1 protein-coding gene is annotated in these 17338 nt (G+C 61.6%); it reads left to right on the top strand.

Going from position 1 to position 17338, the window contains the following annotated elements:
• The first annotated feature begins 304 nt into the window (after positions 1-304).
• A complete protein-coding gene (locus tag LU688_RS00800; RefSeq protein WP_289678293.1) occupies positions 305-17197 on the top strand; it encodes an immunoglobulin-like domain-containing protein in 16893 nt (5630 codons plus the stop codon).
• Positions 17198-17338: the final 141 nt, after the last annotated feature.

Here is a 17338-nt window from a genome sequence, read left to right as displayed (position 1 = left end):
AGCCGTGCCTGCCTTGGAAAATGGCGAACCCTGATCTGTATGTAGGAAGCTTCCGAATAGGCAGTGCGATTAATACAAAAGAAAGGGGTTGGCTGGCCAAATATCAATGTGACATTACCTTGGCGATTGTTTAGGATGGCAGCCAGAAGGTCAATAGTTTGGCATAAACTTAATAGCCAGAAATTATAGACGTAAAATTGACGCAATTATGCGTCAAAAACATTATTGAAACATTCCATCAGTCGCCGCCTTCGAATGCCGGCCGGGCATGGAAGCCAACTGAACGGGTAGTCCGGAGAGTCCAATGAGCACTGTTGTTGCCATCGTCAAAAGCATTGTTGGCCAAGTCATCGCAGTTTCCCCAGAAGGCATCCGGCGCGTTCTGATCGAAGGCGATCGCCTGCTTGCCGGTGAACAGGTAGACACCGGCACTGGCGGCGCGGTCACTCTGGAGCTGGCCGACGGCCGTTTGCTCGACCTCGGTCGCGACACCCAGTGGAGTGCCGACGCCCCCGACAGCAGTATTGACCTGAGCCAGGCCACCGCCCAGGCGGCGCCCTCGGTCGAAGAGCTGCAGCAAGCCATTGCCGCCGGCGTCGACCCAACCACCGAACTTGAAGCCACCGCAGCCGGCCCGGCCGCGGCGGGCGGCGGTTCGGTAGGCGGCGGGCATAGCTTCGTCCTGCTTCAGGAAACCGCCGGAGTGGTCGACGCGACCATCGGCTTCCCCACCGGCCCGATAGGCTTCGGCAACGGCCTGGCGGTCGAGGAGCTGGGCGGACTGGACGGCAACGCTGCCAGCACCAACACGGCCAACGTCCCGCTCACCACCGGTCTGACCCTGAGCGCCACCCCCACGATCACCGAGGCGGGTGGCGTCATCGTCTATACCGCCACCGTCGGCCAGCCTCCGCTGACCAACCTGACCGTGACCCTGTCCAACGGCGCCGTCATCGTGATCCCGGCCGGCCAGACTACCGGCACCGTCAACGTCAATATCCCGGCCAACGACACGCCCTACATTGATGGCGGCCAGATTTCCGCGACCATCACCGGTACAAGCGGCGGCAATGGCCTGATCGTCACGCCGAGTACCACCCCGGCGGTGACCCAGGTCACCGACACCATCGACACCACAACTGCCACGCTGACCGCCAATCCAAGCGTGACCGAAGGTGGCGTGATCACCTACACCGTGACCCTGACCAACCCGGCCCAGACCCCGGTCACCGTCACCCTGTCCAATGGCCAGACCGTCACCATCGAAGCCGGCAAGTCGTCAGGCAGCGTTGATTTCCAGACCCCGGCCAATGACGTTTATAACAATGGCAGCACTGTAAGCACCACGATCACGGGGGCAACGGGCGGCAACTTCGAGAATCTGGTGGCGAACCCAGCACCAGCGGAAACGAAGATCAACGACTCCGTCGACACTACCACCGCCACCCTGACCGCGACCCCAAGTGTGACCGAAGGTGGCGTGATCACCTACACCGTGACTCTGACCAACCCGGCCCAGACTCCAGTCACCATCACCCTGTCCAACGGACAGACCGTCACCATCGACGCCGGCAAGTCGTCCGGCAGCGTTGACTTCCAGACCCCGGCCAATGACGTCTATAACAATGGCAGCACTGTAAGCACCACGATCACGGGCACAACGGGCGGCAACTTCGAGAAACTGGAGCCGAACCCGGCACCAGCGGAAACGAAGATCAACGATTCGATCGACACTACCACTGCCACCCTGACCGCGACCCCAAGCGTCACCGAAGGCGGCGTGATCACCTACACCGTGACTCTGACCAACCCGGCCCAGACTCCGGTCAGCGTCACTCTGTCCAATGGCCAGACTATTACCGTCAAAGCCGGCGAAAGCGCTGGCAGCGTCGACTTCCAGACCCCGGCCAACGATGTGTTCGTCAACGGCAGCACGGTCAGCACCAGCATCACCGGCGCCACCGGCGGCAACTTCGAAAAACTGGTGCCCGACACCACGCCAACCCAGACCGTGATCAGCGACAGCATCGACACGGTGACCGTCAGCATCGCCAGCAATGGCAACGTGACCGAGGCCGAACAGCCGACCTTTACTGTTTCAGTCAGCCAGAAGCTCGACCATGACCTGACCGTGACCCTTTCCAATGGCGCCACTGTGGTTATCGGCGCCGGCCAGACCCAGGCCACCTACAGCCTGCCGGCCCAAGGCGACGACGTATTCAAGGACGCCGGCTCCGTGACCCTCGGCGTGACCGATGCCAGCGTGACGGGCAAGACCTTCGAGAACCTGCAGTTGGGTGGCGATGCCACCGTGCAGATCACCGACACCGTCAGTGAAGTAGTAGCGACCCTCACCGCCGACAAGACCACTGTGTCGGAAGGTGGCCAAATCACCTACACCGTGACGCTGACCAACGCCCAAGGTCTGCCGGTCAACGGCCACAATGGCCTGACCTTCACCCTGACCGATGGCACCAAGGTCACCATCCCGGCCGGCAGCGCCAGCGGCACCTTCACCATTACCGCACCGGATGACGTGTTCGTCGGTGGCCAACCGACCATCACCAACAAGCTGGAAGGCGTCACCGGCGCCGACAACTTCGAAAAACTGACCCTGGTTCAGGACGAAGTGAAGACCTCCGTCACTGACGAACCGGGCACTGGTACTCCTGGTACCGATAACCAAGGCGACAAGGTCACCGTCACCATCGTCGGCAAGGGCGATGTCACCGAAGACCAGCAACCCGCCTTCACGGTCAAGGTCAGCCAGAAACTCGACCACGACCTGACCGTCACCCTGTCCAATGGCGACAAGGTCGTGATCCCGGCCGGCCAGACCGAAGCCGAATACAAGGCCAAGGCCCAGGGCGATGACGTATTCAAGGATGGCGATACCCTCACCGTCGGCATCACCGATGCTGCCGTTGACGGCAAAGCTTTCGAAAATCTGGAGCTGGGTGGCAACGCCTCGGTTCAGATCACCGACACCATCAGCGAAGTCGTCGCAACCCTCACCGCCGACAAGACCACCGTGTCCGAGGGCGGCCAGATCACTTACACCGTGACGCTGACCAATGCCCAAGGTCTGCCGGTCAACGGCCACAATGGCCTGACCTTCACCCTGACCGATGGCACCAAAGTCACCATTCCGGCGGGCAGTGCCAGCGGCACCTTCACCATCACGGCCCCGGACGACGTGTTTGTCGGTGGCCAGCCGAGCATCGTCAACAAGATCGAATCGGTTGCCGGTGGCGACAACTTCGAGAAACTGACCCTCGGCGACAACACGGTCACCACGACCGTGAACGACGAGCCAGGTACTGGCACTCCAGGCACTGATAACCAAGGCGACAAGGTCACCGTCACCATCGTCGGTAAAGGCGATGTTACCGAAGACCAGCAGCCAGCCTTCACCGTCAAGGTCAGCCAGAAGCTCGACCATGACCTGACCGTCACCCTGTCCAATGGCGACAAGGTCGTGATCCCGGCCGGCCAGACCGAAGCCGAATACAAGGCCAAGGCCCAGGGCGATGACGTATTCAAGGATGGCGATACCCTCACCGTCGGCATCACCGATGCTGCCGTTGACGGCAAAGCTTTCGAAAATCTGGAGCTGGGTGGCAACGCCTCGGTTCAGATCACCGACACCATCAGCGAAGTCGTCGCAACCCTCACCGCCGACAAGACCACCGTGTCCGAGGGCGGCCAGATCACTTACACCGTGACGCTGACCAATGCCCAAGGTCTGCCGGTCAACGGCCACAATGGCCTGACCTTCACCCTGACCGATGGCACCAAAGTCACCATTCCGGCGGGCAGTGCCAGCGGCACCTTCACCATCACGGCCCCGGACGACGTGTTTGTCGGTGGCCAGCCGAGCATCGTCAACAAGATCGAATCGGTTGCCGGTGGCGACAACTTCGAGAAACTGACCCTCGGCGACAACACGGTCACCACGACCGTGAACGACGAGCCAGGTACTGGCACTCCAGGCACTGATAACCAAGGCGACAAGGTCACCGTCACCATCGTCGGTAAAGGCGATGTTACCGAAGACCAGCAGCCAGCCTTCACCGTCAAGGTCAGCCAGAAGCTCGACCATGACCTGACCGTCACCCTGTCCAATGGCGACAAGGTCGTGATCCCGGCCGGCCAGACCGAAGCCGAATACAAGGCCAAGGCCCAGGGCGATGACGTATTCAAGGATGGCGATACCCTCACCGTCGGCATCACCGATGCTGCCGTTGACGGCAAAGCTTTCGAAAATCTGGAGCTGGGTGGCAACGCCTCGGTTCAGATCACCGACACCATCAGCGAAGTCGTCGCAACCCTGACCGCAGACAAGACCACCGTCACCGAAGGTGGCCAGATCACCTACACCGTGACGCTGACCAATGCCCAGGGTCTGCCGGTCAACGGCCACAATGGCCTGACCTTCACCCTGAGCGATGGCACCAAGGTCACCGTACCGGCCGGCAGCGCCAGCGGCACCTTCACCATTACCGCACCGGACGACGTGTTTGTCGGTGGCCAGCCTTCGATCGTCAACAAGATCGAATCCGTTGCCGGTGGCGACAACTTCGAGAAACTGACCCTCGGCGACAACTCGGTCACCACGACCGTGACCGACGAGCCAGGCACCGGCACTCCAGGTACCGATAACCAGGGCGACAAGGTCACCGTCACCATCGTCGGCAAAGGCGATGTGACCGAAGACCAGCAGCCTGCCTTCACCGTCAAGGTCAGCCAGAAGCTCGACCACGACCTGACCGTAACCCTGTCGAACGGCGACAAAGTCGTCATTCCAGCCGGCCAGACCGAAGCCGAGTACAAAGCCAAAGCTCAAGGTGATGACGTCTTCAAGGACGGCGATACCCTGACCGTCGGCATCACCGATGCTGCCGTTGACGGCAAAGCTTTCGAAAATCTGGAGCTGGGCGGCAACGCCAGCGTTCAGATCAACGACACCATCAGCGAAGTCGTCGCGACCCTGTCTGCCGACAAAACCACCGTCAGTGAAGGCGGCCAGATCACCTACACCGTGACGCTGACCAACGCCCAAGGTCTGCCGGTCAACGGCCACAATGGCCTGACCTTCACCCTGAGCGATGGCACCAAGGTCACCGTACCGGCCGGCAGCGCCAGCGGCACCTTCACTATCAACGCTCCGGACGACGTGTTCGTCGGCGGCCAGCCTTCGATTGTCAACAAGATCGAAAGCGTCAGCGGCGCGGATAACTTCGAGAAGCTGACCCTCGGCGACAACTCGGTCACCACGACCGTGACCGACGAGCCAGGCACCGGCACTCCAGGTACCGATAACCAGGGCGACAAGGTCACCGTCACCATCGTCGGCAAAGGCGATGTGACCGAAGACCAGCAGCCTGCCTTCACCGTCAAGGTCAGCCAGAAGCTCGACCACGACCTGACCGTAACCCTGTCGAACGGCGACAAAGTCGTCATTCCAGCCGGCCAGACCGAAGCCGAGTACAAAGCCAAAGCTCAAGGTGATGACGTCTTCAAGGACGGCGATACCCTGACCGTCGGCATCACCGATGCTGCCGTTGACGGCAAAGCTTTCGAAAATCTGGAGCTGGGCGGCAACGCCAGCGTTCAGATCAACGACACCATCAGCGAAGTCGTCGCGACCCTGTCTGCCGACAAAACCACCGTCAGTGAAGGCGGCCAGATCACCTACACCGTGACGCTGACCAACGCCCAAGGTCTGCCGGTCAACGGCCACAATGGCCTGACCTTCACCCTGAGCGATGGCACCAAGGTCACCGTACCGGCCGGCAGCGCCAGCGGCACCTTCACCATTACCGCACCGGATGACGTGTTCGTCGGTGGCCAACCGACCATCACCAACAAGCTGGAAGGCGTCACCGGCGCCGACAACTTCGAAAAACTGACCCTGGGTCAGGACGAAGTGAAAACCTCCGTCACCGACGAGCCAGGCACCGGTACTCCAGGCACCGACAACCAGGGCGACAAGGTCACCGTCACCATCGTCGGCAAAGGCGATGTCACCGAAGACCAGCAACCCGCCTTCACCGTCAAGGTCAGCCAGAAACTCGACCACGACCTGACCGTAACCCTGTCGAACGGCGACAAAGTCGTCATTCCAGCCGGTCTGACCGAAACCGAGTACAAAGCCAAGGCCCAAGGTGATGACGTCTTCAAGGACGGCGATACCCTGACCGTCGGCATCACCGATGCTGCCGTTGACGGCAAATCCTTCGAGAACCTGGAGCTGGGTGGCAACGCCTCGGTTCAAATCACCGACACCATCAGTGAAGTGGTCGCGACCCTGACCGCCGACAAGACCACTGTCACGGAAGGCGGCCAGATCACCTACACCGTGACCCTGACCAATGCCCAAGGCCTGTCGGTCACCGGCCACAATGGCCTGACCTTCACCCTGAGCGATGGCACCAAGGTCACCGTACCGGCCGGCAGCGGCAGCGGTACCTTCACCATCACCGCCCCGAGCGACGTATTCGTCGGCGGCCAGCCCTCGATCGTGAACAAGCTCGAAGGTGTCAGCGGCGCGGACAACTTCGAGAAGCTGACGCTCGGCAAGGAGACACTCACCACTACCGTCACTGATGATCCGGATACCGGCAACAAGGTATCTGTCACCATCGTCAGCAACGGCGATGTCACCGAGGACCTGCAGCCATCCTTCACCGTCAAGGTCAACCAGAAGCTGGACCAGGATCTCACTGTCACCCTGAGCAATGGTGCCAAGGTGGTGATTCCGGCTGGCCAGACCCAGGTCGAGTATAAGGCGGATGCCCAGGGCGATGACGTCTTCAAGGATGGCAGTTCGCTGACCGTCGGCATCACTGATGCAGTCGTTGATGGCAAGACCTTCGAGAACCTGCAGCTGGGTGGCGATGCCACCGTGCAGATCACCGATACCGTCAGCGAAGTCGTCGCGACCCTGACCGCCGACAAGACCACTGTGTCGGAAGGTGGCCAGATCACTTACACCGTGACCCTGACCAATGCCCAGGGCTTGTCGGTCACTGGCCATAACGGCCTGACCTTCACCCTGACCGATGGCACCAAAGTCACCATTCCGGCGGGCAGTGCCAGCGGGACCTTCACCATCACGGCCCCGGACGACGTGTTTGTCGGTGGCCAGCCGAGCATCGTCAACAAGATCGAATCGGTTGCCGGTGGCGACAAATTCGAGAAGCTGACCCTCGGCGACAACACGGTCACCACGACCGTGAACGACGAGCCAGGTACTGGCACTCCAGGCACTGATAACCAAGGCGACAAGGTCACCGTCACCATCGTCGGTAAAGGCGATGTTACCGAAGACCAGCAGCCAGCCTTCACCGTCAAGGTCAGCCAGAAGCTCGACCATGACCTGACCGTCACCCTGTCCAATGGCGACAAGGTCGTGATCCCGGCCGGCCAGACCGAAGCCGAATACAAGGCCAAGGCCCAGGGCGATGACGTATTCAAGGATGGCGATACCCTGACCGTCGGCATCACCGATGCCGCCGTCGATGGCAAGGCCTTCGAGAACCTGGAACTGGGTGGCAACGCCTCGGTTCAGATCACCGACACCATCAGCGAAGTCGTCGCAACCCTGACCGCAGACAAGACCACCGTCACCGAAGGTGGCCAGATCACCTACACCGTGACGCTGACCAATGCCCAGGGTCTGCCGGTCAACGGCCACAATGGCCTGACCTTCACCCTGACCGATGGCACCAAGGTCACCATTCCGGCCGGCAGCGCCAGCGGCACCTTCACCATCACCGCTCCGGACGACGTGTTTGTCGGCGGGCAGCCTTCGATCGTCAACAAGCTCGAAAGCGTCAGCGGCGGGGATAACTTCGAGCAGCTCACGCTCGGCAAGGACACCCTCACCACGACCGTGACCGATGAGCCAGGTACTGGCACTCCAGGCACTGGCAACGAAGGCGACAAGGTTTCCGTGACCATCGTTGGCAACGGCGCGGTCACCGAAGACCAGCAACCAAGTTTCACCGTCAAGGTTAGCCAGAAACTCGGTCAGGACCTGACCGTAACCCTGAGCAACGGCGATAAAGTGGTTATCCCAGCGGGTCAAACCCAGGTTGAGTACAAGGCTACCGCCCAAGGCGATGACGTCTTCAAGGATGGCGACACCCTCACCGTCGGCATTTCCGATGCGTCGGTCACCGGCAAGACCTTCGAGAACCTCGAGCTCGGTGGTAACGCCTCGGTGCAGATCACCGACACCATCAGCGAAGTCGTAGCGACCCTCACCGCCGACAAGACCAACGTCACCGAGGGCGGCCAGATCACCTACACCGTGACCCTGACCAACGCCCAGGGCCTGTCGGTCACCGGCCACAACGGCCTGACCTTCACCCTGAGCGATGGCACCAAGGTCACCATCCCGGCCGGCAGCGCCACTGGCACCATCACCATCAATGCGCCGGACGACGTATTCGTCGGCGGTCAGCCGACCATCACTAACAAACTGGAAGGCGTGACTGGTGCCGACAACTTCGAAAAACTGACCCTGGGTCAGGACGAAGTGAAAACCTCCGTCACCGACGAGCCAGGCACCGGTACTCCAGGCACCGACAACCAGGGCGACAAGGTCACCGTCACCATCGTCGGCAAAGGCGATGTGACCGAAGACCAGCAGCCTGCCTTCACCGTCAAGGTCAGCCAGAAGCTCGACCACGACCTGACCGTAACCCTGTCGAACGGCGACAAAGTCGTCATTCCAGCCGGCCAGACCGAAGCCGAGTACAAAGCCAAAGCTCAAGGTGATGACGTCTTCAAGGACGGCGATACCCTGACCGTCGGCATCACCGATGCTGCCGTTGACGGCAAAGCTTTCGAAAATCTGGAGCTGGGCGGCAACGCCAGCGTTCAGATCAACGACACCATCAGCGAAGTCGTCGCGACCCTGTCTGCCGACAAAACCACCGTCAGTGAAGGCGGCCAGATCACCTACACCGTCACCCTGACCAATGCCCAAGGTCTGCCGGTCAACGGCCACAATGGCCTGACCTTCACTCTGAGCGATGGCACCAAGGTCACCGTACCGGCCGGCAGCGCCAGCGGCACCTTCACCATCAATGCGCCGGACGACGTATTCGTCGGCGGTCAGCCGACCATCACTAACAAACTGGAAGGCGTGACTGGTGCCGACAACTTCGAAAAACTGACCCTGGGTCAGGACGAAGTGAAGACCTCCGTCACTGACGAGCCAGGCACCGGTACTCCAGGCACCGACAACCAGGGCGACAAGGTCACCGTCACCATCGTCGGCAAAGGCGATGTGACCGAAGACCAGCAGCCTGCCTTCACCGTCAAGGTCAGCCAGAAGCTCGACCACGACCTGACCGTAACCCTGTCGAACGGCGACAAAGTCGTCATTCCAGCCGGTCAGACCGAAACCGAGTACAAAGCCAAAGCTCAAGGTGATGACGTCTTCAAGGACGGCGATACCCTGACCGTCGGCATCACCGATGCTGCCGTTGACGGCAAAGCTTTCGAAAATCTGGAGCTGGGCGGCAACGCCAGCGTTCAGATCAACGACACCATCAGCGAAGTCGTCGCGACCCTGTCTGCCGACAAAACCACCGTCAGTGAAGGCGGCCAGATCACCTACACCGTCACGCTGACCAATGCCCAGGGCCTGTCGGTCACCGGCCACAACGGCCTGACCTTCACCCTGACCGATGGCACCAAGGTCACTATCCCGGCCGGCAGCGCCAGCGGTACCTTCACCATCACCGCACCGGACGACGTGTTCGTCGGCGGACAGCCTTCGATCGTCAACAAGATTGAATCCGTTGCCGGTGGCGACAACTTCGAGAAACTGACCCTCGGCGACAACTCGGTCACCACGACCGTGACCGACGAGCCAGGCACCGGCACTCCAGGTACCGATAACCAGGGCGACAAGGTCACCGTCACCATCGTCGGCAAAGGCGATGTCACCGAAGACCAGCAACCCGCCTTCACCATCAAGGTCAGCCAGAAGCTCGACCACGACCTGACCGTAACCCTGTCGAACGGCGACAAAGTCGTCATTCCAGCCGGTCAGACCGAAACCGAGTACAAAGCCAAGGCCCAAGGTGATGACGTCTTCAAGGACGGCGATACCCTGACCGTCGGCATCACCGATGCTGCCGTCGATGGCAAGACCTTCGAGAACCTGGAACTGGGTGGCAACGCCTCGGTGCAGATCACCGACACCATCAGCGAAGTCGTAGCGACCCTCACCGCCGACAAGACCACTGTGTCGGAAGGTGGCCAGATCACCTACACCGTGACGCTGACCAACGCCCAAGGTCTGCCGGTCAACGGCCACAATGGCCTGACCTTCACCCTGACTGACGGCACCAAAGTCACCATTCCGGCCGGCAGTGCCAGCGGCACCTTCACTATCAACGCTCCGGACGACGTGTTCGTCGGCGGCCAGCCAAGCATCGTCAACAAGATCGAAAGCGTCAGCGGCGCGGATAACTTCGAGAAGCTGACCCTCGGCGACAACTCGGTCACCACGACCGTGACCGACGAGCCAGGCACCGGCACTCCAGGTACCGATAACCAAGGCGACAAGGTCACCGTCACCATCGTCGGCAACGGCAATGTCACTGAAGACCAGCAGCCGTCGTTCACCGTCAAGGTCAGCCAGAAACTGGCGCAGGACCTGACCGTGACTCTGAGCAACGGCGACAAGGTGGTGATCCCGGCCGGTCAAACCCAGACCGAGTACAAGGCTGCCGCCCAGGGCGACGATGTGTTCAAGGATGGCAGCTCGCTGACCGTCGGCATCACCGATGCCGCAGTCACCGGCAAGACCTTCGAAAACCTGGAGCTCGGTGGCAACGCCACTGTGCAGATCACCGATACCATCAATGAAGTCGTCGCGACCCTCACCGCCGACAAGAGCACTGTGTCCGAAGGTGGCCAGATCACCTACACCGTGACGCTGACCAACGCCCAAGGTCTGCCGGTCAACGGCCACAATGGCCTGACCTTCACCCTGAGCGATGGCACCAAAGTCACCATCCCGGCCGGCAACGCTACCGGCACTGCCACCATCAATGCACCGGACGATGTGTTCGTCGGCGGCCAGGCGACCATCAGCAACAAACTGGTGACCGTCAGCGGTGCCGACAACTTCGAGAAACTGACCCTCGGCCAAGGTGAGGTGCAGACCTCCGTGACCGACGAGCCGGGCACTGGAACCCCGGGCACCGACAACCAGGGCGACAAGGTGTCCGTCACCATCGTCGGCAATGGCAATGTCACCGAGGACCAGCAGCCCTCGTTCACCGTCAAGGTCAGCCAGAAGCTTGGATACGACCTGACTGTCACCCTGTCCAACGGCGACAAGGTGGTGATCCCGGCCGGTCAGACCCAGACAGAGTATAAGGCTGCAGCCCAGGGCGACGACGTGTTCAAGGACGGCAGTTCACTGACCGTCGGCATCACCGATGCCACGGTTCCGGGCCATACCTTCGAGAACCTGGAACTGGGTGGCAATGCCACCGTGCAGATCACCGACACCATCAGTGAAGTGGTCGCCACGCTGTCCGCCGACAAGACCACTGTGTCCGAAGGTGGCCAGGTCACCTACACCGTGACCCTGACCAATGCCCAGGGCCTGTCGGTCACCGGCCACAACGGCCTGACCTTCACCCTCACCGACGGCACCAAGGTCACTATCCCGGCCGGCAGCGCCACTGGCACCGCCACCATCAACGCGCCGGACGACGTGTTCGTCGGTGGTCAGCCGACCATCAGCAACAAGATCACCAGCGTCACCGGCGCGGACAACTTCGAGAAGCTGACCCTGGGTCAGAACGAAGTGAAGACCTCCGTCACCGACGAGCCAGGTTCGGGCACGCCCGGCACCGGTAACCAGGGTGACAAGGTCTCGGTCACCATTGTCGGCAACGGAGATGTCAACGAAGCCCAGCAGCCATCGTTCACCGTCAAGGTCAGCCAGAAGCTCGACCAGGACCTGACCGTCACCCTGAGCAATGGCGCCAAGGTAGTGATCCCTGCTGGCCAGACCCAGGTCGAGTACAAGGCGCCGATCCAGGGCGACGACGTGTTCAAGGACGGCGGCCCGCTCACCGTTGGCATCAGCGATGCCAGCGTAGTCGGCAAGACGTTCGAGAACCTCGAGCTTGGCGGCAATGCTACCGTGCAGATCAACGACACCATCAGTGAAGTGGTTGCCACGCTGTCTGCCGACAAGACCACCGTCACCGAGGGCGGCCAGGTCACCTACACCGTAACCCTGACCAACGCCCAGGGCCTGTCGGTCACCGGCCACAACGGCCTGACCTTCACCCTGTCCGATGGCACCAAGGTCACCATCCCGGCCGGCAGCGCCACTGGCACCGCCACCATCAACGCGCCGGACGACGTATTCATCGGTGGCCAGGCCACCATCAGCAACAAGATCACCGGTGTCACCGGCGCGGAAAACTTCGAGAAGCTGACCCTGGGTCAGAACGAAGTGAAGACCTCCGTCACCGACGAACCGGGCTCTGGCACTCCAGGTACCGGTAACCAGGGTGACAAGGTCTCGGTCACCATCGTCGGCAACGGAGATGTCAACGAAGCCCAGCAGCCATCGTTCACCGTCAAGGTCAGCCAGAAGCTCGACCAGGACCTGACCGTCACCCTGAGCAATGGCGCCAAGGTAGTGATCCCTGCTGGCCAGACCCAGGTCGAGTACAAGGCGCCGATCCAGGGCGACGACGTGTTCAAGGACGGCGGCCCGCTCACCGTTGGCATCAGCGATGCCAGCGTGGTCGGCAAGACGTTCGAGAACCTCGAGCTTGGCGGCAATGCTACCGTGCAGATCAACGACACCATCAGTGAAGTCGTGGCCACCTTGTCCGCCGACAAGACCACCGTGTCCGAAGGTGGCCAGGTCACCTACACCGTGACCCTGACCAACGCCCAAGGCCTGTCGGTAGTCGGCCACAACGGCCTGACCTTCACCCTCACCGACGGCACCAAGGTCACCATCCCGGCCGGCAGCGCCACTGGCACCGCCACCATCAACGCGCCGGACGACGTGTTCGTCGGTGGTCAGCCGACCATCAGCAACAAGATCACCGGCGTCACCGGCGCGGACAACTTCGAGAAGCTGACCCTGGGTCAGAACGAAGTGAAGACCTCCGTCACCGACGAGCCAGGTTCGGGCACGCCCGGCACCGGCAACCAGGGTGACAAGGTTTCGGTCACCATCGTCGGCAATGGCAACGTCACCGAAGACCAGCAGCCGTCGTTCACCGTCAAGGTCAGCCAGAAACTGGCGCAGGACCTGACCGTGACCCTGAGCAACGGTGCCAAGGTAATCATTCCGGCCGGCCAGACCCAGGTCGAGTACAAGGCTGCAGCTCAAGGCGACGACGTGTTCAAGGACGGCAGCTCGCTGACCGTGGGCATCACCGATGCCGCAGTCACCGGCAAGACCTTCGAGAACCTCGAGCTGGGTGGCAACGCCACCGTGCAGATCACCGACACCATCAGTGAAGTGGTTGCCACCCTGTCTGCCGACAAGACCACCGTCAGCGAAGGCGGCCAGGTCACCTACACCGTGACCCTGACCAATACCCAAGGCCTGTCGGTAGTCGGCCACAACGGCCTGACCTTCACCCTCACCGACGGCACCAAGGTCACCATTCCGGCCGGCAGCGCCAGCGGCACCTTCACCATCACCGCCAAGGACGACCCGTACCTCGGTGGCCAACCGAACATCGTCAACAAGATCGAGTCGGTCGCCGGTGGCGACAACTTCGAGAAGCTGACCCTGGGCAGCAACACCGTCACCACCAGCGTCACCGACGAGCCGAGCGGCCAGGGCGACCTCACCACCGTCGGCATCAGCGGCGACACCTCGGTGACCGAAGGCGACACCGCCCACTACAACCTGACCCTGAGCAACCCGTCGAAGTCCGAGGTGACCATCACCCTGACCTACAGCGGCACCGCCACCGACGGCCAGGACTTCACCGGTGTGGTCACCGTGAAGATCCCGGCCGGCAGCAGCGGCACCAGCTTCGACATCAAGACCATCGACGACAAGCTGGTCGAGGGCTCGGAGAACTTCACGGTCAAGATCAGCGGCGCCACGGGCGGCGGCTTCGAGAACCTGCAGGTCGACTCGAGCAAGTCCAGCGTCACAACCACCATCATCGACAACGACCACGCGCCGGTGTCGACCGGTGGTGCGGTGACTGGCAGCGAAGACACCGACTACGTGTTCAAGTGGGGCGACTTCAACGTCAGCGACGCCGATGGCAACACCGGCCTGTCGGTGACCATCAGCAAGCTGCCGGACCTGGGCAGCCTGAAGTTCTTCAACGGCACCTCGTGGGTGGATGTCTCGCTCAACCAGAACATCAGCCAGGCCGACATCGCCGCCGGCAAGCTCAAGTTCGTGCCGCTGGCCAACCAGTCGGGCGTCGACGGCTATGGCGGCAGCGGCGTGGGCAACAAGCAAGCCGACTATGCGCAGATCAAGTACAAGCCCAACGACGGCACCAACGCCGGCGGCGAAGTGACCCTGAAGGTCGATATAGCCCCGGTGGCCGACAAGCCGGACTTGAGCATCGGCAACAACAACGTCAACTCGATCGGCCTGCTCAAGGAAACCTGGAACAGCCTCACCGGCCTGGGTAGCAACGGCAACGGCATTACCGGCGATGCACTGAAGAACGTCTTCGCCAACTCTGGCAATGCCAGCAAGAGCGAAACCGTCACTGGTGTCGACACGGTCGCCACCGTGACGCCTGGCACAGGGTCGAAGACCTCCGGCCTGATCTACCTGGAAGCCGGCAAGACTTATTCGTTCAGCGGCACCGCCGACGATAGTCTGCAGATCGTCGTCGGTGGCAAGAACGTCGCCAGCGGCACCTGGGGCTCGGCCAGCGGCGCCATTTCCGGCAGCTTCACCCCGACCACCAGCGGCTACTACACCCTGGAGATCTACAACGCCAACCAGGCCGGCCCCGGCAGCCTGGACGTCAACATCAAGGTGGGCAACGGCGCGGTCACCGACCTCAACAGCTCGAACATCCCGATGTACCCGAGCGTCAAGGACCTGACCAACGCCGGCGTGACCGTTGGCGACCTGCACGGCAGCAACAACCAGGGCTACTACGACGGCTACAAGCTCAACGAAGGCAGCGAGAACGGTGCCCCGGTCAAGCTGGTGGGCATCAGCACCAACCTCACCGACACCGACGGCTCCGAGTCCCTGAGCGTCAAGCTCAGCGGCATCCCGGCAGGCTCGGTGCTGGCCGATAACGCCGGCCATACCTTCACCGTCGGCAAGGACGCGGTGGACGTCACCGGCTGGAACCTGGGTAGCCTGACCATCAAGCCGCCGGCTTACTACCAAGGCCAGTTCGACGTGAAGGTCAGCTCGACCTCCACCGAGAGCGTCGGCGGCAGCACGGCGACCAGCGAAGGCACCATCAAGGTCACCGTCTACCCGCAGTCCTACACCACCAGCAACCTGTCCTCGGACAGCGACAACATCACCGGCACCGACGGCAACGATGTGGTGGTTGCCGACGTCACCGGCCTGCACGTGGTGCCGGGCCAGGACTACAACCTCGCCTTCATCGTCGATACCTCGGGCAGCATGGGTTCATCCGGCGTGGATGCGGCGAAAAAGTCTCTGGAATCGGTGTTCAAGACCCTGGCCGCCAGCGTCAAGGGCGACCAGTCGGGTACCGTGAACATCCTCCTGGTGGACTTCGCCACCCAGGTCAAGAGCAGCGTTGCGGTGACCCTGAACGATGCCGGCCTGCAGCAGCTGCTCAACGCCCTGAACAATCTGCGGGCAGATGGCGGCACCAACTACGAAGACGCCTTCAAGACCACCGCCAACTGGTTCCAGAACCTCAAGGATGGTGGCAATACCGGCAGCAACCAGACGTTCTTCATCACCGATGGCAAGCCGACCTACTACCAGACCAACGAGAACTCCAACCCGACCCTGGGCACCTCTGGCATCACCCTGGACACCTTCCTGGCTTCGATCAACTACAAGCCGGGCATGGCGTACAACGGCTACATCGACAGCAGCAACACCAACTACGTCAGCATCGACAACGCCGGCAACCTGCAGGTGCAGTACTACCGCAACGGTTGGAAATACGGCGTATCGGGCGAGCTGCACGCGGAAGGTAACGGCACTTACGAGCTGTCTTCACGGGGTGGCCTGGGCTACGACACCAACAGCGCCACCACGAGCAACTCGCAGGACAGCTTCAAGTTGCTCTCGGGCCTGTCCGAGGTCGAGGCCATCGGCCTCAACAACGGCGTCAACACCAACGACCTGAAACCGTACGACACCGACGGCAAGCCGCAGACCAACATTGACCCGAGCAAGCTGGCCGAGGCCATCCTAGGTCATACCGAAGTCACACAGCCGGGCAACGATACAGTCAGCGGTGGCGACGGCAACGACATCATCTTCGGCGACCTGATGGTCTTCGACGGTGTTGCCGGCACCGGTGTCGAGGCGATCCGCGGCTATGTCGCCGACAAGCTCGGCGTAGACGCGGGCAGCGTGGACGCGCGGGCGATGCACAAGTACATCACCGAGAACTATGCCGAGTTCGATGTCTCGCGCAGCAACGACGGTGCCGATACCTTGCTGGGCGGCAACGGCAACGACATCATCTTCGGCCAGGGTGGCAATGACTACATCGACGGCGGCAAGGGTAACGACATCCTGCTCGGCGGCACCGGCAATGACACCCTGCTCGGCGGTGAAGGCAACGACATGCTGTTTGGCGGTGCTGGCAATGACATTCTCATTGGCGGCAAGGGCGATGACATCATGACCGGTGGCAGTGGTGCCGACACCTTCGTGTGGAAGGCCGGCGACCTGGGCAACGACGTGATCAAGGACTTCAAGGCAAGCGAAGGCGACCGCCTCGACCTGAGAGATCTGCTGCAGGGCGAAAAGGCCAGCACCATCGACAACTTCCTGAAGATCACCACTGTGGGAGGCGAGTCGACCCTGCAGGTTAGTACCGAAGGCAAGCTCAACGCCGCCGGTGGCCTGGCCAACGCCGATGTGAGCATCAAGCTCGAAGGGGTCAACTGGTCCAACACCACGATCAACTCGTTGATCAGCGGTGCCGACCCGACCATCAAGATCGACAACTCCAACAGCTGAGTTCCCTCCCCCGCGGCAGCCGGCAACGGCCGCCGCGTCGGGGCGGGCTTTCCCCGCCAACGCTTCACGCGCATACTCGTGCACCGGGCCTACACGCCCGGTGAACTTTGCCTATGCTGCTGACTACCAACAAGGAATCAT

Origin of the sequence: Pseudomonas soli, from assembly GCF_021283165.2 — a bacterium.
Taxonomy (GTDB): domain Bacteria; phylum Pseudomonadota; class Gammaproteobacteria; order Pseudomonadales; family Pseudomonadaceae; genus Aquipseudomonas; species Aquipseudomonas soli.
This window is presented reverse-complemented; position numbering and strand designations above follow the sequence as displayed.